Genomic DNA, 21403 nt, shown 5'->3' with positions numbered 1-21403 from the left:
TAAGCGGGATCGAACGACAGGCGGGCGCGCGGCCCGTCCTCTTTATACGGATTCATGGCAAAAGCTCCTTATTCCGCCCAGGCACAGGCGTTGCCGCACCGGATGTCGAAGCTCCTCACGGAGATCCGCTGGATTCTCCAGGTCGCGCTCTGCGCTTTTCTGGTGATGGCCCTGTTGAGCTACAGCCGGCGCGATCCGAGCTGGACGCACGCCGCGCAGGTGGACCACATCTCGAACTGGGCCGGCCGCGTCGGCGCGTGGACGGCCGACATCATCCTGCTGCTGTTCGGCCTGTCGGCCTACTGGCTGATCGTGCCGCTCGGGCGGCGCATCGCGGTCAACTACCGGCGCATCACGCGTCACGAGGCGGTTCCCGACGAACCCGAGCGGCCGATCGGCTGGCTCACCGAGATCTTCGCGTTCGTGCTCGTCGTGCTCGCGTGCGACGGCATCGAGGCGCTGCGGATGTGGTCGCTGAAGGTGCAGCTGCCCCGTGCGCCGGGCGGCGTGATCGGCGAGGCCGTGGCAGGCGCGATGTCGCACGCGTTCGGCTTCACCGGCGGCACGCTGCTGCTGTTGATCCTGCTCGCGATCGGCCTGTCGCTGTATTTCCGCTTCTCGTGGCTGTCGGTCGCCGAGCGCGTCGGCGGCGCGATCCTGTCCGCCGTCAACGTCGCGAAGCTGCGCCGTGAGGCCGAGCGCGACCGCAAGCTCGGCGAGGCCGCGGCCGTGCGCCGCGAAGGAAAGGTCGAGGAGGAGCGCGTGCGCATCGAGGATCACGAGCCCGTGACGATCGTGCCGCCGGTCGTCACGCCGGCGAAGTCCGAGCGCGTCGAGCGCGAGCGCCAGGTGCCGCTGTTTACCGACCTGCCGGGCGATTCGACGCTGCCGCCGGTGTCGCTGCTCGATCCCGCCCCGAAGACGCAGGAAGCGATTTCCGCCGATACGCTCGAATTCACGTCGCGCCTCATCGAGAAGAAATTGAAGGACTTCGGCGTGGAGGCGAGTGTCGTCGCCGCGTATCCGGGCCCGGTCGTCACGCGCTACGAGATCGAGCCGGCCACCGGCGTGAAGGGCAGCCAGATCGTCAACCTCGCGAAGGACCTCGCGCGTTCGCTGTCGCTCGTGTCGATCCGCGTGGTCGAGACCATCCCCGGCAAGAACTACATGGCGCTCGAGCTGCCGAACCAGCGCCGCCAGACGGTCCACCTGTCCGAGATCATCGGCTCGGAAGTCTATGCGGCCGCGTCGTCGGCGCTCACGTTGAGCCTCGGCAAGGACATCGGCGGCAAGCCGGTGTGCGCGGATCTCGCGAAGATGCCGCACCTGCTGGTCGCCGGCACGACCGGTTCCGGCAAGTCGGTCGGGATCAACGCGATGATCCTGTCGCTGTTGTACAAGGCCACCGCGGATCAGGTGCGCCTGATCCTGATCGATCCGAAGATGCTCGAAATGAGTGTCTACGAAGGCATTCCGCACCTGTTGTGCCCGGTCGTCACCGACATGCGCCAGGCCGGCCATGCGCTGAACTGGACGGTCGCGGAGATGGAGCGCCGCTACAAGCTGATGAGCAAGCTCGGCGTGCGCAACCTCGCCGGCTACAACAACAAGATCGACGAAGCGGCGAAGCGCGAGGAAAAGATTCCGAATCCGTTCAGCCTGACGCCGGACGATCCTGAACCGCTCGGCCGCCTGCCGAACATCGTCGTCGTGATCGACGAGTTGGCCGACCTGATGATGGTCGTCGGCAAGAAGGTCGAGGAACTGATCGCGCGGATCGCGCAGAAGGCACGCGCGGCCGGCATCCACCTGATCCTCGCGACGCAGCGTCCGTCCGTCGACGTGATTACCGGCCTGATCAAGGCGAACGTGCCGACGCGGATCGCGTTCCAGGTGTCGTCGAAGATCGACTCGCGCACGATTCTCGACCAGATGGGCGCCGAATCGCTGCTCGGGATGGGCGACATGCTGTACCTGCCGCCGGGCTCCGGGCTGCCGGTGCGCGTGCACGGCGCGTTCGTCGCCGACGACGAAGTGCATCGCGTCGTCGAGAAGCTCAAGGAGCAGGGCGAGCCGAACTACGTCGAAGGGCTGCTCGAAGGCGGCACCGCCGACGGCGACGAGGGTTCGGCCGGCGCGGGAACCGGCGAAGGCGGCGGCGAGTCTGATCCGCTGTACGACCAGGCGGTCGAGATCGTCATCAAGAATCGCCGCGCGTCGATCTCGCTCGTGCAGCGCCATCTGCGGATCGGCTACAACCGCGCGGCGCGGCTGCTCGAGCAGATGGAACAGTCGGGGCTCGTGTCGGCGATGTCGTCGAGCGGCAACCGCGAAATTCTTGTGCCGGCGCGCGACGCGGAATGAGTCCGCGGCGCCCGCAGCGCCGGCCACCCAGGGAGAAAACCGCATCATGCAGCAACTTTCGTTCGTCCCTTCCCTTCGTTCGACGCGGCGCTGGCTCGGCGCGGCGTTCGCCGGCGCATCGCTGATGCTCGCGGCGACGCATGCGTTCGCGGGCGGCACCGAACAACTGAAGGCCTTCGTGTCGCAGGTGCGTTCGGCGAAAGGCGATTTCACGCAGCAGATCGTCAAGGCGCCGGCCAAGGGCGCGAGCGCTGCGCAGGCCGCGCCGAAGCCCAACGACAATTCCAGCGGCACGTTCGTATTCTCGCGTCCGGGCAAGTTCATCTGGACGTACCAGAAGCCGTACCAGCAGGTGCTGCAGGCCGACGGCGACAAGCTCTACGTGTACGACCGCGACTTGAACCAGGTCACCGAGCGCAAGCTGAATGGCGCGCTGGGCGCGAGCCCGGCCGCGATCCTGTTCGGCAGCAACGATCTCGACAAGAACTACACGCTGCGCGATGCCGGCGAGAAGGGCGGCATCGAGTGGCTCGAGATGCTGCCGAAGGCGCAGGACACGCAGTTCCAGCGGATCGGCATCGGCTTCCGCAACGGCACGCTTGCCGCGATGGAACTGCACGACGTGTTCGGCAACGTCACGCTGCTCACTTTTACGAACATCCAGACGAACCCGCCGCTGAAGGGTGATGCGTTCAAGTTCGTCGTGCCGAAGGGCGCGGACGTGATCAACGGCTGACCGGCACCGCGCCGCTTTCCCGACACGGGCCTGCCGGCGACGGCAGGCCCGTGTTGTTTCCGGGCGCGGGCAACGGGCGCGGGCACTGGGCGCGGGCACCGGGCGCCGCGGTGCAGTCGCGCGGCTGTCATAATGTCGGGTCCGGCGGCCGGTTCGGCCGCCATCGTTTGATCTGGAGCGAGGGTTCATGTCCGACCTGTTTCAAGTCGAGCCGCGCCGGCCGCTCGCCGAGGCGCTGCGGCCGAAGACGCTCGCCGAGGTGATCGGCCAGACGCATCTGCTGGGCGAAGGCAAGCCGCTGCGGCTCGCGTTCGAATCCGGCAAGCCGCATTCGATGATCCTGTGGGGACCGCCCGGCGTCGGCAAGACGACGCTCGCGCGCCTCACTGCGCTCGCGTTCGACTGCGAGTTCATCGCGCTGTCCGCGGTGCTCGGCGGCGTGAAGGACATCCGCGAGTCGATGGAGCAGGCGAAGGACACGCTGAATCGCACCGGCCGTCACACGATCCTGTTCGTCGACGAGATCCACCGCTTCAACAAGGGGCAGCAGGACGCGCTGCTGCCATTCGTCGAGTCGGGGCTCGTGACCTTCATCGGCGCGACGACCGAGAACCCGAGCTTCGAAGTCAACTCGGCGTTGCTGTCGCGGGCGCAGGTATACGTGCTGCAGTCACTGAACGACGACGAGATGCGTCAGCTGCTCAAGCGCGCGCAGGAAATCGCGCTCGACGGCCTCGCGTTCGACGACAAGGCGATCGATACGCTCATCGGTTATGCGGACGGCGACGCGCGGCGCTTCCTGAACCTGCTCGAGCAGGCACAGACGGCCGCATCGTCCGCCCGGGTGACGACCATCGATGCCGAATTCGTCAGCAGCGCGATGACGTTGAACGCGCGGCGTTTCGACAAGGGCGGCGACAATTTCTACGACCAGATCTCGGCGCTGCACAAGTCGGTGCGCGGCTCGAGCCCGGACGGCGCGTTGTACTGGTTCTGCAGGATGATCGACGGCGGCGCGGATCCGAAATATCTCGCGCGGCGGATCGTGCGGATGGCGTGGGAAGACATCGGCCTCGCCGATCCGCGCGCGCTGCAGGTGGCGAACGACGCGGCCGAGACCTACGAGCGGCTTGGCTCACCCGAAGGCGAGCTGGCGCTCGGGCAGGCGGTGATCTATCTCGCGTGCGCGGCGAAGAGCAACGCGGGCTACAACGCGTTCAACCAGGCGATGGCATTCGTGAAGCAGGACAAGTCGCGCGAGGTGCCCGTGCATCTGCGCAATGCGCCGACCAAGCTGATGAAGGAACTCGGCTACGGCCACGCGTATCGCTACGCACACGACGAGCCGAACGCCTATGCGGCCGGCGAGTCGTATCTGCCGGAAGGGATGCGCGAGCCGCGCTGGTACAAGCCGGTGCCGCGCGGGCTCGAATCGAAGATCGCCGACAAGCTCGCATGGCTGCGCGAGCTCGACCACGAGGCCGGCAAGAAGGACTGACCGGCCGCGCGGCCCGACGGCCGGTGCTGCTTGGGGTGCGTCAGCGCTTGCGGCCCGGCTGCTTCTTCCAGTACTCGAACGGCTCCTCGTGGCATTCGATGTCGAGCTCGGCGACCCGCGCGTGCAGGCGCTCCTGCGCATCGGCGATTGCGAGGTTGTAGACCGCCGGCGCGATTTCCTCGACGAAGAAGTGCAGCAGTGCACCGGCCTGGATGTTGCCGATCGGCTCGTCCATGTTTTCTGTGAAATAGCGTTGCAACGACGCGATCGCGCGGTCGCGGACATCCTTGTCCAGTTCGATGGCCATGGGGTTCCCTCGGGTGATGGTGATGCGAAGGCGGGTGCGTTGCCCGTCGCGTGGCGCCCGGCCGGGGCGGCTGTCGCGCGCTGCGCGGCGGCGTTGCGCAACGCGCTTCGCCGGCTGTCGACGCGCAGGCAGGCCATGCGATACTGCCACGCCCGTCGCGCGTTTGCGGCACTGTCCATCCGGCCAGTGCCGTGGCGGCCCCGCGGTGCGTTAGAATTCCCGTCTTACACAACGATTTTCCAAGTCCTCCCATGCTCGACATCCAGTTGCTGCGCAAAGACCTCGACGGCGTCGCGAAGCGCCTCGCCGATCGCGGCTACACCCTTGACGTCGCCGCGTTCTCCGCCCTCGAAGCGGAACGCCGTGCGATCCAGACCCGTACCGAAGAGCTCCAGGCGCGCCGCAACAGCCTGTCGAAGCAGATCGGCGCGATGAAGGGGAAGGGCGAGGACACGTCGGCCGTCATGGCCGAAGTCGGCGGGATCGGCGACGAAATGAAGGCGTCGGAGGCCAAGCTCGGCGAGATCCAGGCGCGCCTGTCCGACCTGATGCTGGGTATGCCGAACATCGCGCACGAAAGCGTGCCGGTCGGCCAGGACGAGGCCGACAACGTCGAAGTGCGCCGCTGGGGCACGCCGCGCCAGTTCGACTTCGAGGTGAAGGATCACGTCGACGTCGGCACGCCGCTCGGCCTCGATTTCGAAACCGGCGCGAAGCTCGCCGGCGCGCGCTTCACGATGCTGCGCGGCTCGATCGCACGCCTGCACCGCGCGCTCGCGCAGTTCATGATCGACACGCACACGCTGCAGCACGGCTACAGCGAGACGTACACGCCGTACATCGTGAACCCCGAGATCCTGTACGGCACGGGCCAACTGCCGAAGTTCGCGGACGACATGTTCCGCGTCGAGAAGGGCGGCGCCGAAAATACGATCACGCAGTACCTGATCTCCACGTCCGAGATTTCGCTGACGAACACCGTGCGCGAGTCGATCGTCGAAGGCTCGGCGCTGCCGATCAAGCTGACCGCGCATTCGCCTTGCTTCCGCTCGGAAGCCGGTTCGTACGGCCGCGACACGCGCGGGATGATCCGCCAGCACCAGTTCGACAAGGTCGAGATGGTGCAGGTCGTCGCGCCGGACGCGTCGTACGCGGCACTCGACGAGATGGTCGGGCACGCGGAGGCGATCCTGCAGAAGCTCGGCCTGCCGTACCGCGTGATCACGCTGTGCACGGGCGACATGGGTTTCTCGGCCGCGAAGACGTTCGACCTCGAAGTGTGGCTGCCCGCGCAGAACACCTATCGCGAGATCTCGAGTTGCTCGAACACCGAGGCGTTCCAGGCGCGCCGGATGCAGGCGCGTTTCCGCAACGCGCAGGGCAAGCCGGAACTCGTGCATACGCTGAACGGTTCGGGCCTCGCGGTGGGCCGCACGCTCGTCGCGGTGCTGGAGAACTATCAGAATGCCGACGGTTCGGTCACGGTGCCCGAGGCACTGCGTCCGTACATGGGCGGCATGGAGCGAATCGAAGCGCCTGCGCAGGCGGCGTAAGATCGCTCCGCGATCGGTCTTCGAAGGACTCGCAAAAAATTTGCAGAAAACGCTTGTGAGTTCCGAAGAGATCGTTCTATAATCTTTTCTTTCCCGGACACGACCAACCGGGAAATGAAGCAGGAAGGAAGGAGAGGTGGCAGAGTGGTCGAATGTACCTGACTCGAAATCAGGCGTACGGTTTCCCCGTACCGTGGGTTCGAATCCCACCCTCTCCGCCAAAATACGAAGCCCCGTGATCCGAAAGGATCACGGGGTTTTTCGTTTGGGTCGCGCGTGCGTGAACGTTGCTGCGTCGATGCCGGTGTTCGGCAGTGCGCACGCAACGGCCGGCATTCGCTTGCCGGCAGCCCGGTGCTCACGGTCGCCGAATCGCCACCTTCTTCGCGGCCGACCCACGGGTCTCCGCCGCCGTTTTCCCGCTTCAGCCTTGGCTTCGCGCGCCGTTAACAGTGGGCGGCGGCAAGCGTCTCTTGCGTCGTCGCCGTCTCCCGTCGACTCAAGGTCCCATGAAGCTGAGCTACAAGATTCCCCTCGCATTCGCCGTTGCGCTGCTGCTGATGTTTTGCGGCGCGCTGTACGGCATCCGCATCCTCAATCACTCGATCGATACGTTCGCGAACGACGTGCAGACCCATGTCGCCGACGAGCGGCTCGTGTTGGCGACGCTCGTGCAGTTCAAGCTGCAGGTCCAGGAATGGAAGGACACGCTGCTGCGCGGCAAGCAACCCGACAAGCTCGACAAGTACTGGCAGGCATTCCAGACGCGCGAGCGCACGGTCGATACGCTCGCCGCGCAGCTCGTGCACCAACTGCCGCCCGGCGCGAGCCGTACGCTCGTCGAGCAGTTCATGCGTGCGCATGCGGCGATGGGCGATGGCTACCGGCGCGGGTTCGACGCATTCAAGGCCGCGGGCTTCGAGCCGACGGCCGGGGATGCGGCCGTGGCGGGTGTCGATCGGGCGCCCGCCGAACTGCTCGAGCGCGCGGCAAAGGCGATCGCCGACGAGAGCGCTGCCGTGTCGGCGCAAGCGAGCCGCGATGCGAGCCATGCGACCACGGCGAGCGTCGTGCTGATGCTGATCGTGCTCGGCATCGCGATGATCGGTGCGTTCCTGTTCAGCCGCGCGATCCTGCGGCCGCTCGATCGCGCGGTTGCCTGTGCACAGGCGGTGGCCGGCGGCGACCTGACGCGCGACGTCGACGCGGCCGGCGGCGACGAGATCGCGGATCTGCTGCGCGCGTTGCAGACGATGCAGGCGAGCCTGTCGGATGTCGTGCTCGAGGTGCGTACGCATGCCGAAGCCGTCGCGACCGCGAGCGCGGAGATCGCAGCGGGCAATCACGACCTGTCGTCGCGTACCGAGGCCCAGGCTGCGTCGCTCGAGGAAACCGCAGCCAGCATGACCGAACTGACGGGCATCGTGCGCCAGTCGGCAGAGCACGCGCAGCACGCGGCGCAGCTGGCACGGGACGCGTCGGACATCGCGTCCGCGGGTGGCGGCGTGATGACGGACGCGGTCGACACGATGAGCGGGATTGCCGCCAGCGCGGCGAAGGTCGGCGAGATCATCGCGGTCATCGACGGCATCGCATTCCAGACCAACATCCTCGCGCTGAACGCGGCCGTCGAGGCGGCGCGGGCGGGCGAGCAGGGGCGCGGCTTCGCGGTCGTCGCATCGGAGGTTCGCACGCTCGCGCAGCGCAGCGCGGCCGCCGCAAAGGAGATCAAGGCGCTGATCGAGCAATCGACGCGGCGGGTCGACGACGGGGCCGTGCTGATCGGCCGCGCGGGCGAATCGATCCACGAGATCGTCGCTGCGGTGCAGCGGGTCACGTCGATCGTCGGCGAGATCTCGTCCGCATCGCAGGAGCAGAGCGGCGGCATCCAGCAGGTGAACGTCGCGGTCACGCAGATGGATGAAGCGACGCAGCGCAACGCGGCGCTGGTCGAACAGGCGTCGGCCGCGACGCAGGCGCTGGCTGAGCAGGCGAGGGCGCTGCGGCACGCGGTCGCCGTGTTCAGGCTGCCGCAGGCGGCGTGACGATACTGCCGACCGCGACCGCGCCGTCCTGCATCACGCCGCGGCCGAATACTGCGCGAGCACGCGAGCGCGGATCGACGGCTTGATGTTCGATTGCGCCATGTTGCCGCCGTAGTGCGCGACGACGCGCGGATTCATCACGCAATACCAGAGCGGCGGCACATACGCGAACAGGATCATCGTCGCGTAGCCGGCCGGCAGTTGCGGCGAGTCATCGAAGTGGCGCAGTGCCTGGTACGAGCGTGTCGGGTTCGCGTGATGGTCGGCGTGCCGCTGCAACTGGTACAGGAACAGGTTGGTGACGACGTGATTGCTGTTCCACGAATGCTGCGGCGTGCAGCGTTCGTAGCGGCCGCTCGGCAGCTTGCGACGACCGAGCCCGTAGTGCTCGACGTAGTTGACGACTTCGAGCAGCGACGCGCCGTACACGGCCTGGATCACGAGGAACGGGATCACGACCTTGCCGGCCATCGCGATCGCGATACCCCACACGATGACGGTCATCGCCCACGCGTGCAGCACCTCGTTGCGCCAGGTCCACGCCGAATGCCCGAGCCGCTCGAGGCGTGCCTTCTCGAGCCGCCATGCCGAGCGGATGCTGCCCGTCACCGTGCGCGGCAGGAATGCCCAGAACGATTCGCCGTAGCGCGCGCTCGCCGGATCCTCGGCCGTCGCGACGCGCACGTGATGGCCGCGGTTGTGCTCGACGAAGAAGTGCCCGTACGCGACCGGTGCGAGCGTGACCTTCGCGAGCCAGCGCTCGAAGCGGTTGGTCTTGTGCCCGAGTTCGTGCGCGGTGTTGATCGAGATGCCCGTCGCGGCGCCGAGCGACAGCGCGAAGCCGATGTAGTCGTACCACGCGAGCGCATGCGTGCCGACGATCCGCACGCACACGAAGAATGCGATGTATTCGACCAGCGTCGCGAGATAGACGATGTAGCGGTAGTAGCGCTCGCGTTCGAGATGCGGGACGACGGCGTCGGGCGGATTGTCGCGATCGTCGCCGATCAGCGTGTCGAGGACCGGGATCACGCCGAACGCGAACAGCGGGCCGAACCACCAGAACACGTGAAGGCCTGTCGACAGCGCGAGCTGGGCCGAGAGGATCGGCAGCGTGATCGTCACCGCGCCGAGCAGCCACAGATAACGTTTGCCATCCGACCAGCCCGAGGCCGATGCGTCGGTCATTGCCATTGTCTCCCTCCTTTTTGGGGCCGGCTCCTGCGTTTGCGGGCGCGGTGGCCGAGTGACGCGCTTATCGTCGTTCGAATCGTCGTGGGACCGCGGCACTGGATCGGTGGTCCGGTTGTGCCAGTTATACGACCGTCGCGCGCGCTTTCCAAACCCCGGCGCTAGGCGTGCAACTCCAAACGGCGGGCCGTGCATGACGCGGGTCGGGAAGGGCCGACACCGGGGTGATTGAAACAGGCCGGCATGGGCCCGATTCGCCCGTGCGACCGACGTTCTCGTCAGATGAATACGTGAACCAACGTGCGCGAGTCTCCGGCGGCGAGGTCCGCAACAAATGTTGCAATGCAATAAGCGCGACGCGCTGACGCGTGGCGGCGTGGCCCTTTCGCATACATATATTACGGATTATTACGGTCGCGGCGGCGAAACGCCGGACCTTCGTCGCATGAATGCCGTGCATGACAAGGCGAGCGGGGCGACGCGTCCGACTTCGCCGTGCGGATTGCCATGCGTCGTCGCGCATCGCTGCGGCGATGCTGCACCTGCACACCCGCACGTGCTCGGCACCTGCTGCCTTTCGATCCGCGCTGCCATTTGAAAATAACGATTTGACTCATGCCCCGCTTTCGGTTGAAGCTAATAACTTGCTGTCCGATGGGGGCTGTGCCTGCATGAGTTCGACCTTGACCGTTCGTCGTATCGCTGCCGACCAGGGCGGCGTGTATCGCGAACTCCGCGCCGCATCGCTGCGTGAGCCCTACGCGCCCGGCGAAGCGCCGGAGGCCGAATTGCTGAACGTCGATTCCGACGCGGCGGCGGCCATCGCCGCGCTGCGTGCCGCGTCCGACGAGTCGACGACTTTCCTGCTGTACACCGAAGGCCATCCGGCCGGCATGATCGGCGCGTATTTCGACAATACGCCCGAGCGGCGCGCGTTCGTCAGCGAGCTGTGGGTCGCGCACGCGGTCCGCCACCTGCGCGGCGGCGTGCTGTTGCTCGAAACGGCCACGGCGTGGCTGGCCGAACGCGGTGCGCAGGACGTCTACGCATGGATCGCCGATGCGAACCGCAACGCGATCCGTTTCTACGAACGCGCGGGTTTCGGCAACACGGGCGAGCATGCGCCGATCGCGCGGATCCCCGGCGCGATGAAATCGTTGTTCGTGTCGCACTTCAACACGCCCTGACGCATGAATGCGCGGGCCGCACGGCGCGATGAAGCCCCGGTCGCCCGTCCGACTGCCCGCCAGCCGGTTGCGCGCTCGCCGCGACCGTCGCCGCCCGGTTTCCCAAAAATAATGGCTGCACGCGTGGACGCCTGTAAAATACGCAAAAATTTTTTGCAGAGTGTCCATGTCGCTTAAAAAATCGCCATTCTTCGAGCTACGCAGCGGATCGGTCGATACGTTGCTGTTCACCGTGAAGACGACCGATCTCGATGCGTTGCGTACCGAACTGGTCAAGCGCTTCGAAGCGACTCCCGAGTTTTTTGCCGATGATGTCGTCGCGATCGACGTCCGTCGCCTCGCGGACGGCGAACGCGTCGCGCTCGCCGACATCCGCCAGATGCTGAACGACGTGCGGATGCGTCCGGTGGGCGTCGTCGCGCTGGCCACGCAGGGCTGGGCAGGGGAAGCCGGCCTGCCGTTGCTCGAGGCGCGCGACCGCCGCGTGTCGGCCGCGAAGCCGGCCGAGGAGGCGGAGCCGGCGGCTGCCGTTGCCGTTGCCGCGGCGGCTGCGGCAGCCGAACCGGCGCCGGAGCCTGCACCGACGCCGATTCCGGCGGGCGGCCAGACGCTGGTGATCGATCGGCCGCTGCGTTCGGGGCAGCAGATTTACGCGAAGGGAGACCTCGTGGTGCTTGCGCCGGTCAGTCACGGCGCCGAGATCATCGCGGAAGGCAATATCCACATCTACGCGCCGTTGCGCGGCCGCGCACTCGCGGGCGTGCACGGCAATCACGACGCGCGCATTTTCTGCACGTGTCTGGAGCCGGAACTGATTTCGATCGCGGGTATCTATCGAACGACCGAGAACCCGTTGCCCGCCGACATACTGGGCAAATCGGTGCAGATCCGGCTCGAAGAGGAAAAACTGATGATCGAACCGCTGCGCCTGACGTGAATCACGCGGCACGCTCCGGATCGATCGGCTCTCATTGACGAACACAGGGTATTGGGTAAATGGCAAAAATCATCGTGGTGACTTCGGGCAAGGGCGGCGTGGGCAAGACGACGACCAGCGCGAGCTTCGCGTCCGGCCTCGCGCTGCGCGGCCACAAGACGGCCGTGATCGACTTCGACGTCGGCCTGCGCAACCTCGATCTCATCATGGGCTGCGAGCGTCGCGTGGTGTATGACCTCGTCAACGTGATCCAGGGCGAAGCGAACCTGAACCAGGCGCTGATCAAGGACAAGAAGTGCGAGAACCTGTTCATCCTGCCGGCGTCGCAGACGCGCGACAAGGATGCACTCACGCGTGACGGCGTCGAGAAGGTGCTGAACGACCTGGTCACGATGGACTTCGAATACATCGTCTGCGACTCGCCGGCCGGTATCGAGGCGGGCGCGCTGCACGCGATGTACTTCGCGGACGAAGCGCTGATCGTCACGAACCCGGAAGTGTCGTCGGTGCGCGACTCGGACCGCATTCTCGGCATCCTGTCGTCGAAGACGAAGCGCGCATCCGAAGGCAAGGATCCGATCAAGGAACACCTGCTGATTACGCGTTACAGCCCGAAGCGCGTGAGCGAAGGCGAAATGCTGTCGCTCGAGGACATCAGCGAGATCCTGCGCATCAAGCTGATCGGCGTGGTGCCCGAATCGGAAGCCGTGCTGCACGCATCGAACCAGGGTCTGCCGGCCGTGCATATCGACGGCACCGACGTCGCGGAAGCGTACAAGGACGTCGTCGCTCGGTTCCTCGGCGAGGACAAGCCGCTGCGCTTCACCGATTACCAGAAGCCGGGCCTGCTGCAGCGCCTCTTCGGCAGCAAGTAACGGAGGCCGCCCATGTCCATCCTTTCGTTTCTCCTCGGCGAGAAGAAGAAGTCCGCATCGGTCGCGAAGGAGCGCCTGCAGCTCATCATCGCGCACGAGCGGGTCGGCGGCCGGCCGCCGGCCGATTACCTGCCGGCGCTGCAGAAGGAACTGGTCGCAGTCATCTCGAAGTACGTCCATATTTCGAACGACGACATCCGCGTGAGCCTCGAGCGCCAGGACGATCTCGAAGTCCTCGAAGTGAAGATCGAGATCCCGCAAGCCTGACCGTTGCCAGTCCCTCCGCACGGCGGCGCCTGCCGCCGTGCGCGTCTTACGCCCTGTTGCACTTTCGGGCTCGCCGTAACACGGTGTCTGTCGGCCGTTGGTCGACCTCCCGCATTGAACGAAAACGCTCGCGTCATTTGTTAATCAGGAGGTTGTGATGGCTGTCTCTACTGTTCAACGTCGTATCGTTTCGCTCGCCCTGTTCGCCGCGGGCCTGTCAGCCGTCGCCGCGCCGCTCGCTGCACGCGCGGACGAACTCCTCGTCGGTACGCCGGTGATGGTGCAGTCGGGCCGGATGGTCGTCGCCGAACCGGTGGCCGCGCCCGCCGAGGAAATCGTCGTCGTCGCGCCGAACGCGCCGCCGCCCGTGCGCTACGAGGTCGTGCCCGACGCACGCGCCGGCTACGCATGGGAGGGCGGTCACTGGCGCTGGGATCATGGCCGCTACGTCTGGATCGGCGGCCACTGGGAAACCGAGCGTATCGGCATGCACTGGGTGCCGGGCCACTGGGATCAGCGCGGCCCGAACTGGTTCTGGACGCGCGGCCACTGGGCCTGACGGAGGCCTGCGATGAAACGAACCGCCATTGCCATCGCGCTCGTCGCGATCACGCTCGCCGGCTGTATCGTCGTACCGGCCCGGCCTGTCTATTACCGGCCCGCGCCGGTGGTGATCTACTGAGGGTTACGCGGGCCCGTCCGCACCGGGCCGCTCGCGCCGGATGGGGACGGGCCGCCGTCGTGCGGCGTCGCCGGCGTGTGCGTGGCGACGTCGGCGGCCGCCGGGGCCCCCGGCTCGCCCTCGTCCTGTTCGCGCAGCGTGTCGAGCGGATCGGCGGGCGCGGCAGCCGCATCCTGCGGCTCGATGATGCCGGCCGCAGCCGTCGGTGCCGCGGCGGGTTCAGCGGCGGCCGCGGGCGGCGCGAGATAGCGCTGCGCGAGTGTTTCGTAGAGCGGCGGCGCGAAGAAGCGCGCCATGCGGCTCGACACCAGTGCGGTCGCCATCAGCGAAATCACGAGCGCGTGGCCGTTGATCATTTCCATCACGATCACGAACGACGTGATCGGCGACTGCGTGACCGCCGCGAGGTAGCCGACCATCGCGAGCGCGATCAGCATCGGCAGGCTCATGTCGCCGAACACGATGTGCAGCAAGTTGCCGAACCCGGCGCCGATCGACAGCGACGGCGCGAAGATCCCGCCCGGGATCCCCGGCAGGTACGACGCGACCATCGACACCATCTTCAGGAACGGATAGAGCACCGACAGCTGTTCATGGCCGTCGAGCAGGCCGCGCGCCTCGGCATAGCCGCTGCCGAATGTCGTCCCGCCCGACACGAGGCCGACGGCGGCGATCACGAAGCCGCACAGCGCCGCGAACGCGATCGGGCGCTCGCGATACAGGCCGAGCAGGCGCGCGGGCAGCCAGCGCCCGGTATTGAGCAGCAGCCAGCTGAAGAGGCCGCCCGCGATGCCTGTCACGAGCGCAGTGACGAGCACGGCGACGGCAAGCATCTTCGGGAAATGCTGGCCTGCGTCGATCGTGCCGAAGTACGTGTAGTTGCCGTTCAGGCCCAATGCGACGACACCGGCGAGAATGATCGCGGTGATCAGCACGCCGCTTGCGCGGGCGGAGAAGCTGCGGGTCAGTTCCTCGATCGCGAACACGATCCCGGCGAGCGGCGTATTGAACGCGGCGGACAGGCCGGCCGCCGCGCCGGCGAGCACGAGCTGCCGTTCGATCTGCGCGTTCGAGCGCGGGTAGAAGCGCCGCAGGTTGAACATCAGCGCCGCGCCAACCTGCACGGTCGGGCCTTCGCGGCCGATCGTGAAGCCGCCGAGGATCCCCATGAACGAGATCAGGACCTTGCCGAACAGGATGCGCAGCGTCAGCAGCCGCGCGCCGAATGCGCCCGGGCTCGCATGCAGCGTCGCAATGACCTGCGGGATCCCGCTGCCCTCGGCGCCGCGGAAGAAGCGGCGCGTGAGCCACGCCGATGCCGCGGCGATCGACGGCGTCAGCAGCAACGGCAGCCACGCGGCATGGTCGCGCATCGTGCGGAAGGTGTCGTAGCCCCAGTCGATCAGCCGCGCGTACAGCACGGCCGCGAGGCCCACGGCGATCGCGCCGAGCCAGAACACGCCGTACTGGCGCCAGATCCGCAGCGAGCGGCGGGTGAGGGCGGGAAACAACCCGGAAAGCAGGGCGGGAAGGGCGGAGCGTTGCATCGGCGGCGGGCCGGGAGGGCAAAGAACGCATTATAAAAAGAACCGGATGCGGCCGGGGCTCGACAAACCTTCACAAAAACGTCGCATTTTGTTGCAAATGTAATGCTGGTGTAATGTATCCGCGCGGCAAGCGTCGTTAGCATCACCAAATGGCCGGCCCTTCCCCATTCCCAACAAGAAACGTGAAACGCATCCTCATCGTGAAAGTGACGTCGCTCGGCGACGTCGTCCAGACGTTGCCTGTCGTCGCGGACCTCCACCGTGCCTTTCCTGGCGTGACGGTCGATTGGGCCGTCGACGAGTCGTGCGCCGAGGTCGTGCGCTGGCACCCGGGCGTGAGCAAGGTGCTCTGCGCGCCGCTGCGGCGGTTCAAGAAGCTCCGGAACGGCGGCGACCTGAAGGCGATCTCCGCGTCGATCGGCGCGCTGCGCGCGCACCGCTACGATGCGGTCATCGACCTGCACGGCGTCTACAAGAGCGCGATCATCTCGGCACTCGCGCGCGCCGCGCGCCGCGTCGGCTATCAGACGCAGGATCTCGGCGAGACGGGCGCCCGCTTCGTGTACTCGCATCGCTTCGGCCCGCGGCCGGACTGCGACGCGTGGCACGGGATGCGCGTGAGCGCCGGCGAGGCGCTGGGCTATGTCCCCGAAGGCATCGCCGAATACGGGATCGTCCCGCCGCAGGATGCGAGCCTGCCGCCCGCGGTGACCGACGGCGCGCCGTTCATGCTGCTGTTTCACGCGACGTCCAATCCGGACAAGCAATGGCCCGCCGACCACTGGGCCGCGCTGGCTACGCAGATGATGGCGCGCGGCGTGCGCGTGCTGGTGCCGTGGGGATCGGCAGCCGAACACGACGATGCGCAGGACATTGCCGCGCGCGCGCCGGGTGCCATCGTGCTGCCCGCGATGTCGGTGCGCGAACTGGGCGCGGCCATCGGCCGGGCTGCGCTCGTGGTGGGGGTCGATACCGGGTTCGTGCACATGGCGCACGCGCTGCAGCGGCCGACTGTAATGATTTTCGTCGCGACTTCGCGCCACCATTGCGGCATCGGCGGCGCACCGAATGCGCTGTCGATCGGCGAACCGGGCGCGCCGCCGTCCGTTGCGCAGGCACTCGACGCGATCGATACGGTCGGGCCGGCCTATGGCGCGCTGCGTGATCGGCTGACGGCCTAGGGCCCGCGCAAGCCGCTATCGGCGTGAACCGGCCCCAGGGAAGCGGGGCCAGGCGTTCAGGCGAGCAGCGCTTCGACCGTGACCACCGCGGCGATGGCGGCCAGGTTGGCGAGAAGCGCCTCGAACAGGAGGCCGCGCCAGGTTTTCGGCCGGAAGCGCGCCGCGAGCAGCAGGGCGCCACCCAGCGCGAGCGCCAGGATCAGGACGAGGTCGGCGTTGCCGAGGCGGATGTTCATCGCGGCGGCTCCTTCAGGGAGGGATCCCGGGGCGCGTGATGGCGCCCCCGGATCGAGTATAGGCAGCACCGCCCGCCGCACAACCCCGGGCGCCCCCAAGGCTCAGACGAGCGATGCGTAGCGGGTTTCGCGCATCAGCAGCACGCCGATCAGGCTGATCGCCGCCGCGACCGACACGTAGCCGCCGACCCACGACAGGCCGCCGCGCGTGGCGAGCAGCTGCGCGATGTACGGCGCGATCGACGCGCCGAGAATCCCGCCGAGGTTGTACGCGACGCCCGCGCCCGTATAGCGGACGTTGGTCGGGAACAACTCGGGCAGCAGGGCGCCCATCGGCGCGAACGTCACGCCCATCAGGAACAGCTCGATGGTCAGGAACAGCGCGACGAGCGGTATCGAGCCGCTGCCGAGCAGCGGTTCCATCGCGAAGCCGGACAACAGCGCGGCGGTCGCTCCGACGACCAGCACCGGCTTGCGGCCGAAGCGATCCGACGCCCACGCCGACAGCGGCGTCGCGAGTCCCATGAACACCACCGCGAAGCACAGCAGGCCCAGGAAACTCTGGCGCGGAATATGCAGCGCCGATACGCCGTACGACAGCGAGAATACCGTCGAGATATAGAACAGCGTGTAGCAGACCACCATCGCGAGCGCGCCGAGCAGGGTCGGCCGCCAGTGCTGCGAGACGAGCGTCGCGACCGGCACGCGCACGCGCTCGTTGCGGTCCAGGGCGGCCTGGAACGCCGGCGTTTCGGTGATCTTCAGCCGCACGTACAGGCCGACTGCGACGAGCACCGCGCTGACGAGGAACGGGATGCGCCAGCCCCAGCTGCGGAATTGTTCGTCGGACAGCGACAGCGCGAGCGCGAAGAACAGCCCGTTCGACATCAGGAAGCCGACCGACGGGCCCAGTTGCGGGAACATCCCGAACCAGCCGCGCTTGCCTTGCGGCGCGTGCTCGGTCGCGAGCAGTGCCGCGCCGCCCCATTCGCCGCCGAGGCCAATCCCCTGCCCGAAGCGCAGCACGCACAGCAGCACCGGTGCAAGCGCACCGATCGCGTCGTAGCCGGGCACGAAGCCGATGGCGGTGGTGGACACGCCCATCACGAGCAGCGACGCGACGAGCGTCGATTTGCGGCCGATGCGGTCGCCGAAGTGGCCGAACAGGAACGAGCCGATCGGCCGTGCAATGAACGCGATGCCGAACGTGACGAATGCGGACAGTGCCTGTGCGGTCGCGGAGCCGTGCGGGAAGAACACGGGACCGATGACGAGTGCCGCGGCGGTCGCGTACACGTAGAAGTCGTAGAACTCGATCGCGGTGCCGATGAAGCTCGCGAACACGATGCGCCGGTGGCTGACGGCGCCGGCCGAACCGGTTGCGTGTGCAACGGCCGGGGGAGATGCGGACATGGATGTCTCCGTTTTGTCATTGGGGCGGTCGGCTGGGCGTGCGCTCGGGCAGGCGGACGCCTGCCGGGAGCGGCCGAGCGGATGATGCGGCGGCGTGGACGCGCGCCGTGGCGCGGACGTCACCCGCCGGTCGGCGATGGAGACGGATAGGTCGCCGCCGCCCGGTGCCGGCGTGGTCGGCTCGCATGCCGGGTGCGGCGCGCGAACGCGCGCGCGGGAGGATGGCCGCGCGATTGCGGAAAATTATAGCCAGCGCCGCGACATGGCGGCAATCGCACGCGGCGCGAGGTCAGTCGAGCGATTGCGCCTGCGCCGACGCGGTGCTTTGCAACTGGAAGTGGCCGTCATCGTTGAACAGCCAGCCTTCCATCATCTCGACCCGACCGTTGCCATCGAGCAGTTTGGCCGGCGGCGGCGGCAGCGGTGCCGAGCGGCGTAGCGATGCGAGCGCGAGCGCTTCCGCTTCGCTGTCGCCGTTGCTGCGATAGACGGATGCATTGACGAGGCGGCCGCTGCGATCGACCGTGAACGCGACGACGACGAGCGAGCGCAGCATCGCCTGCGGCGTCCCGTGCGATACGCCGGACGGATTGTGTTCGGCGACGCATTGCGCGACTTCCACGCGATACTGGTCGCGATTCGCGCTGCGCGTGACCGACGGGATCGTCAGCACCGAGTGCAGCGACGGCGGCGGCGTGATCGTGCAGGCGGCAAGCATGGCGGCGGCGACCAGCGCGGCAACGCGCAGCCGGTCGACGCCCGGGTGGGGAAGAGAGGGCATGGAGGAGTGCCGGAGGGTGACTATAAAAAAATGATAGGCGCCCAAGCACGACGTGTTATCGGGAGAAACGCATAGCGCGCGAACTGCGACGTAGCGCTTCGCAAATGATGGCACTCGGCGGCCCGCCTGCCGGGGCGGCGTCGCGATGTGACGTGACATGTGGCGATGCAGGCACGCCTTGTGCGCACGCGAGTCGCGCGCAGTGGCGGCGTTGCGGCGGGCCCGGTCAGTAGCCGTGCGTGACGAGCGACAGCACCGACAGGTCGGGATGCGTGCCGTCGATGATGCTCTTGCCGATGTGCACGGCTTCCCGAACCGCTTCGTCGACGCTCGCGAAGCTTTCCTCACCGTCCGCATGGAAGGGCACTGCATGATCGGGCAGCGCGGGATTCACGCCCGGATGGCAGACATAGCCGGTATAGGTGTAACGCGCGTCGCTGCCGGGGACGAGGGCCGGCACCACATGGATCTCGAAGCCTTCGTAATCGACGTGATCCGTCGCAGTCGACAGTTCGGTCATGGCGGTCTCCGTGTGCCGCACGCACGGATGGCGCGGGCGGCATCGAGTCGCGGCGGCGGTCGTGTCGCCGTGCTGATCGAATTCTAGGCGATGGCGGCCCGGCCCGTGAGGCCTGCGCGCATCGCCTGCGGCAATGTCGCGCGTGCCGTGTCGCGCCTTACCGCGTGCAGCGCGCGTCCTTGCGCTGCACGACGAGGATCACGGGATACTTCTGGCCGTGCTCGAGTTCCACCGGCGCGACGACCGTCAGCGTCGCCGGGTCGGAATCGTCGTACACGCTGACCTGCTCGTTGCGGATGTAGGTCACGCCGGTGCAGTTCGATGCGCGCCCGTCGTCCGACACCTTGCACTGGATCTCGTTTTCCTTCAGGTAGTTGTATGGCGTCGGGCTCGCGAGATATTCGCGCAGGCTGCGCGGCGAGCCGCCGACGCCCTTCACGTACGCGATCGCGCACGACGGCGTTTGCGCGTCGGTGCCGGAGGCGGAATCGGCGGCCGCTGCTTGCGTGCCGACGGCGGCCAGCAGGGCGACGAGCGACGAGGCGATGAAGGGCTTCATGACTTGGGTTTCCCGTTTCGCGAATCGGAGCGCCGGATTGTAACGGCATCCGGCGCGACGTGTCGGCACGCGGGGCGGGCTCCGCGCGCGACGCGCCGCGGACAAACAAAAAACCCCGTCGTTCGATGAATCGACGGGGTTTGGCGAACTTCCTGGCGGAAGCGGTGAGATTCGAACTCACGGACAGTTTCCCGTCGCCGGTTTTCAAGACCGGTGCCTTAAACCGCTCGGCCACGCTTCCACACGAGGCGGCATTGTAACCGAAATGCCGCCTCGTTCCGCCTCAATCGTCACGCAGGAACAATTCCTGCAGGTCGTTGAGGAAACGTTGACCCAGTGGCGTCGGCGCGATCTGCGCGAAATCGCGCGTGATCAACCCGCGCTGCTCCGCTTCCTTGAGTGCCGGATCGATCGTGCTGATCGGCAGGCCGGTGCGTTCGACGAAGCTGTGCACGGGGAAGCCCTCGACGAGCCGCAGCGTGTTCAGCATGAACTCGAACGGCAGGTCGCGCGCGCCGACTTCACGCTCTTCCTGCACCGGCGTGCCGACCATCGCCTGTTCGATGAAGGTGGCCGGATGCTTGTAGCGTGCCTGCCGCAGGATCCGGTTCGGGAACGACAGCTTCGTGTGCGCGCCCGCGCCGATCCCGAGATAGTCGCCGAAGCGCCAGTAGTTCAGGTTGTGCTTGCTCTGATGATTCGGCTTCGCGTACGCGGATACCTCGTAGCGTCCGTAGCCGGCTTCCGCCGTGCGTTCGTGGATCCATTCCTGCATGTCGGCCGACGCGTCGTCGTCGGGCACCGCGGGCGGAAATTTCGCGAACAGCGTGTTCGGCTCGAGCGTCAGGTGATACAGCGACAGATGCGGCGGCGCGAACGACAGCGCGGTCTCGATGTCGGCCCGGCATTCGTCGAGCGTCTGGTTCGGCAGCGCGAACATCAGGTCGAGGTTGAAGTTGTCGAACGTCTTCGCGGCGATCTCGACGGCCGCGCGCGCCTGCGCGGTGTCGTGAATGCGGCCGAGCGCTTTCAGATGGCCTTCGTTGAAGCTCTGGAGGCCGACCGACAGGCGGTTCACGCCGCTCGCGCGGAACTGCGCGAACTTCGCGGCCTCGAACGTGCCCGGGTTCGCCTCGAGCGTGATCTCGGCGTCGGCATCGAGCGGCAGCAGCGCGCGCACGTCGGACAGCAGCCGGTCGAGGCCGGCCGCGGACAGCAGGCTCGGCGTACCGCCGCCGATGAACACCGTATGCACCTGCCGACCCCAGACGAGCGGCAGCGCCTGTTCGAGATCGGCGCGCAGCGCATCGAGGTACTCGGTTTCCGGAAACCGCTCGCCTTTCCACTCGTGCGAGTTGAAATCGCAGTACGGGCACTTGCGCACGCACCACGGAAAATGCACGTACAGCGCGAGCGGCGGCAGCGACGTGAGCCGTACCTGCCCGGGCGACGTGAAGGTCGCGACGACGCGCGCGCCGGTTTCCGCCGCCTGGCTCATGCGGCCTCCGGCTGCGAATGCGTGAC

General features: G+C 67.1%; 20 protein-coding genes and 2 tRNA genes. 12 read left to right on the top strand and 10 right to left on the bottom strand.

Going from position 1 to position 21403, the window contains the following annotated elements:
- The first annotated feature begins 54 nt into the window (after window positions 1-54).
- The 3 genes from DIE23_RS17575 to DIE23_RS17565 all read left to right on the top strand — a co-directional run bounded on the left by DIE23_RS17575 (window position 55) and on the right by DIE23_RS17565 (window position 4598).
- Complete coding sequence (locus DIE23_RS17575; RefSeq protein ID WP_124613297.1) at window positions 55-2364, top strand: DNA translocase FtsK; 2310 nt, start codon at window positions 55-57, stop codon at window positions 2362-2364.
- 46 nt (window positions 2365-2410) lie between these two features.
- Window positions 2411-3100 carry an outer membrane lipoprotein chaperone LolA gene (gene lolA / locus DIE23_RS17570; RefSeq protein ID WP_124613296.1) on the top strand — a complete coding sequence of 230 codons (690 nt, stop codon included), beginning with the start codon at window positions 2411-2413 and terminating at the stop codon, window positions 3098-3100.
- A gap of 187 nt (window positions 3101-3287) precedes the next feature.
- A complete protein-coding gene (locus DIE23_RS17565; RefSeq protein ID WP_124613295.1) occupies window positions 3288-4598 on the top strand; it encodes a replication-associated recombination protein A in 1311 nt (436 codons plus the stop codon).
- A 40-nt stretch (window positions 4599-4638) separates the two neighbouring features.
- Here DIE23_RS17565 and DIE23_RS17560 read toward each other — a convergent pair whose 3' ends face one another.
- Complete coding sequence (locus DIE23_RS17560) at window positions 4639-4905, bottom strand: DUF2164 domain-containing protein (RefSeq protein ID WP_124613294.1); 267 nt, start codon at window positions 4903-4905, stop codon at window positions 4639-4641.
- A gap of 251 nt (window positions 4906-5156) precedes the next feature.
- Between DIE23_RS17560 and serS the strand changes: the two genes are divergently transcribed.
- The 3 genes from serS to DIE23_RS17545 all read left to right on the top strand — a co-directional run bounded on the left by serS (window position 5157) and on the right by DIE23_RS17545 (window position 8503).
- Window positions 5157-6458 carry a serine--tRNA ligase gene (gene serS / locus DIE23_RS17555; RefSeq protein WP_124613293.1) on the top strand — a complete coding sequence of 434 codons (1302 nt, stop codon included), beginning with the start codon at window positions 5157-5159 and terminating at the stop codon, window positions 6456-6458.
- 130 nt (window positions 6459-6588) lie between these two features.
- Window positions 6589-6679 (top strand) — tRNA-Ser (locus DIE23_RS17550).
- A 288-nt stretch (window positions 6680-6967) separates the two neighbouring features.
- Window positions 6968-8503, top strand: coding sequence for a methyl-accepting chemotaxis protein (locus DIE23_RS17545; RefSeq protein WP_124613292.1), 1536 nt, complete (start codon window positions 6968-6970; stop codon window positions 8501-8503).
- 33 nt (window positions 8504-8536) lie between these two features.
- On the opposite strand, the gene DIE23_RS17540 is transcribed toward DIE23_RS17545, so the two are convergent.
- Entirely contained in the window at window positions 8537-9697 is a 1161-nt protein-coding gene (locus tag DIE23_RS17540) for an alkane 1-monooxygenase (protein WP_124613291.1), read from the bottom strand.
- 530 nt (window positions 9698-10227) lie between these two features.
- Here DIE23_RS17540 and DIE23_RS17535 point away from each other — a divergent pair.
- The 5 genes from DIE23_RS17535 to DIE23_RS17515 all read left to right on the top strand — a co-directional run bounded on the left by DIE23_RS17535 (window position 10228) and on the right by DIE23_RS17515 (window position 13519).
- Window positions 10228-10881 (top strand): GNAT family N-acetyltransferase, encoded by a 654-nt coding sequence (locus DIE23_RS17535; protein WP_260436101.1) that lies wholly within the window; start codon window positions 10228-10230, stop codon window positions 10879-10881.
- A gap of 166 nt (window positions 10882-11047) precedes the next feature.
- Window positions 11048-11818, top strand: coding sequence for a septum site-determining protein MinC (gene minC / locus DIE23_RS17530; RefSeq protein WP_124613289.1), 771 nt, complete (start codon window positions 11048-11050; stop codon window positions 11816-11818).
- 59 nt (window positions 11819-11877) lie between these two features.
- Window positions 11878-12693: a septum site-determining protein MinD gene (gene minD, locus DIE23_RS17525; protein ID WP_124496814.1), complete on the top strand. Its 816-nt coding sequence runs from the start codon at window positions 11878-11880 to the stop codon at window positions 12691-12693.
- Window positions 12694-12705: 12 nt separating this feature from the next.
- On the top strand, window positions 12706-12960 hold the full coding sequence (minE, locus tag DIE23_RS17520) for a cell division topological specificity factor MinE (protein WP_006486661.1): 255 nt from the start codon (window positions 12706-12708) through the stop codon (window positions 12958-12960).
- A gap of 157 nt (window positions 12961-13117) precedes the next feature.
- Window positions 13118-13519, top strand: a complete 402-nt coding sequence (locus DIE23_RS17515; RefSeq protein WP_124613288.1) for a YXWGXW repeat-containing protein — start codon at window positions 13118-13120, stop codon at window positions 13517-13519.
- A 116-nt stretch (window positions 13520-13635) separates the two neighbouring features.
- On the opposite strand, the gene DIE23_RS17510 is transcribed toward DIE23_RS17515, so the two are convergent.
- Window positions 13636-15189 (bottom strand): chloride channel protein, encoded by a 1554-nt coding sequence (locus DIE23_RS17510; RefSeq protein WP_124613287.1) that lies wholly within the window; start codon window positions 15187-15189, stop codon window positions 13636-13638.
- A 182-nt stretch (window positions 15190-15371) separates the two neighbouring features.
- Between DIE23_RS17510 and waaC the strand changes: the two genes are divergently transcribed.
- Complete coding sequence (gene waaC, locus DIE23_RS17505; protein WP_124613286.1) at window positions 15372-16370, top strand: lipopolysaccharide heptosyltransferase I; 999 nt, start codon at window positions 15372-15374, stop codon at window positions 16368-16370.
- A 56-nt stretch (window positions 16371-16426) separates the two neighbouring features.
- On the opposite strand, the gene DIE23_RS17500 is transcribed toward waaC, so the two are convergent.
- The 7 genes from DIE23_RS17500 to hemW all read right to left on the bottom strand — a co-directional run bounded on the left by DIE23_RS17500 (window position 16427) and on the right by hemW (window position 21377).
- Window positions 16427-16606, bottom strand: coding sequence for a hypothetical protein (locus DIE23_RS17500; protein ID WP_124613285.1), 180 nt, complete (start codon window positions 16604-16606; stop codon window positions 16427-16429).
- A 102-nt stretch (window positions 16607-16708) separates the two neighbouring features.
- On the bottom strand, window positions 16709-18019 hold the full coding sequence (locus DIE23_RS17495) for an MFS transporter (RefSeq protein WP_124613284.1): 1311 nt from the start codon (window positions 18017-18019) through the stop codon (window positions 16709-16711).
- A 289-nt stretch (window positions 18020-18308) separates the two neighbouring features.
- Window positions 18309-18800 (bottom strand): energy transducer TonB, encoded by a 492-nt coding sequence (locus DIE23_RS17485; RefSeq protein WP_124613283.1) that lies wholly within the window; start codon window positions 18798-18800, stop codon window positions 18309-18311.
- Between the two features lie 226 nt (window positions 18801-19026).
- Window positions 19027-19320, bottom strand: coding sequence for a hypothetical protein (locus DIE23_RS17480; RefSeq protein WP_124613282.1), 294 nt, complete (start codon window positions 19318-19320; stop codon window positions 19027-19029).
- Between the two features lie 157 nt (window positions 19321-19477).
- The gene (locus DIE23_RS17475) at window positions 19478-19879 is read right to left on the bottom strand and encodes a hypothetical protein (RefSeq protein ID WP_124613281.1); all 402 of its coding nucleotides are present in this window, start codon (window positions 19877-19879) and stop codon (window positions 19478-19480) included.
- 153 nt (window positions 19880-20032) lie between these two features.
- Window positions 20033-20120, bottom strand: a tRNA-Ser gene (locus DIE23_RS17470).
- Window positions 20121-20162: 42 nt separating this feature from the next.
- A complete protein-coding gene (hemW, locus tag DIE23_RS17465; RefSeq protein WP_124613280.1) occupies window positions 20163-21377 on the bottom strand; it encodes a radical SAM family heme chaperone HemW in 1215 nt (404 codons plus the stop codon).
- Between the last annotated feature and the right edge of the window lie 26 nt (window positions 21378-21403).

Source organism: Burkholderia sp. Bp9143 (assembly GCF_003853645.1).
Lineage (GTDB): Bacteria > Pseudomonadota > Gammaproteobacteria > Burkholderiales > Burkholderiaceae > Burkholderia.
The sequence above is the reverse complement of the archived record's forward strand: the minus strand, read 5'-3'. Positions and strand labels throughout refer to the sequence as shown.

Excerpts from the sequence above, each read along its gene's own strand:
- minE (WP_006486661.1), top strand. The coding sequence starts at position 12,706 with ATGTCCATCCTTTCGTTTCTCCTCGGCGAGAAGAAGAAGTCCGCATCG.
- DIE23_RS17540 (WP_124613291.1), bottom strand. The coding sequence starts at position 9,697 with ATGGCAATGACCGACGCATCGGCCTCGGGCTGGTCGGATGGCAAACGT.
- DIE23_RS17560 (WP_124613294.1), bottom strand. The coding sequence starts at position 4,905 with ATGGCCATCGAACTGGACAAGGATGTCCGCGACCGCGCGATCGCGTCG.
- DIE23_RS17500 (WP_124613285.1), bottom strand. The coding sequence starts at position 16,606 with ATGAACATCCGCCTCGGCAACGCCGACCTCGTCCTGATCCTGGCGCTC.
- DIE23_RS17565 (WP_124613295.1), top strand. The coding sequence starts at position 3,288 with ATGTCCGACCTGTTTCAAGTCGAGCCGCGCCGGCCGCTCGCCGAGGCG.
- DIE23_RS17495 (WP_124613284.1), bottom strand. The coding sequence starts at position 18,019 with ATGTCCGCATCTCCCCCGGCCGTTGCACACGCAACCGGTTCGGCCGGC.
- minD (WP_124496814.1), top strand. The coding sequence starts at position 11,878 with ATGGCAAAAATCATCGTGGTGACTTCGGGCAAGGGCGGCGTGGGCAAG.
- DIE23_RS17575 (WP_124613297.1), top strand. The coding sequence starts at position 55 with ATGGCAAAAGCTCCTTATTCCGCCCAGGCACAGGCGTTGCCGCACCGG.
- DIE23_RS17480 (WP_124613282.1), bottom strand. The coding sequence starts at position 19,320 with ATGACCGAACTGTCGACTGCGACGGATCACGTCGATTACGAAGGCTTC.
- DIE23_RS17510 (WP_124613287.1), bottom strand. The coding sequence starts at position 15,189 with ATGCAACGCTCCGCCCTTCCCGCCCTGCTTTCCGGGTTGTTTCCCGCC.
- DIE23_RS17535 (WP_260436101.1), top strand. The coding sequence starts at position 10,228 with ATGCTGCACCTGCACACCCGCACGTGCTCGGCACCTGCTGCCTTTCGA.
- minC (WP_124613289.1), top strand. The coding sequence starts at position 11,048 with ATGTCGCTTAAAAAATCGCCATTCTTCGAGCTACGCAGCGGATCGGTC.
- serS (WP_124613293.1), top strand. The coding sequence starts at position 5,157 with ATGCTCGACATCCAGTTGCTGCGCAAAGACCTCGACGGCGTCGCGAAG.
- DIE23_RS17515 (WP_124613288.1), top strand. The coding sequence starts at position 13,118 with ATGGCTGTCTCTACTGTTCAACGTCGTATCGTTTCGCTCGCCCTGTTC.
- DIE23_RS17545 (WP_124613292.1), top strand. The coding sequence starts at position 6,968 with ATGAAGCTGAGCTACAAGATTCCCCTCGCATTCGCCGTTGCGCTGCTG.
- DIE23_RS17475 (WP_124613281.1), bottom strand. The coding sequence starts at position 19,879 with ATGAAGCCCTTCATCGCCTCGTCGCTCGTCGCCCTGCTGGCCGCCGTC.
- hemW (WP_124613280.1), bottom strand. The coding sequence starts at position 21,377 with ATGAGCCAGGCGGCGGAAACCGGCGCGCGCGTCGTCGCGACCTTCACG.
- DIE23_RS17485 (WP_124613283.1), bottom strand. The coding sequence starts at position 18,800 with ATGCCCTCTCTTCCCCACCCGGGCGTCGACCGGCTGCGCGTTGCCGCG.
- lolA (WP_124613296.1), top strand. The coding sequence starts at position 2,411 with ATGCAGCAACTTTCGTTCGTCCCTTCCCTTCGTTCGACGCGGCGCTGG.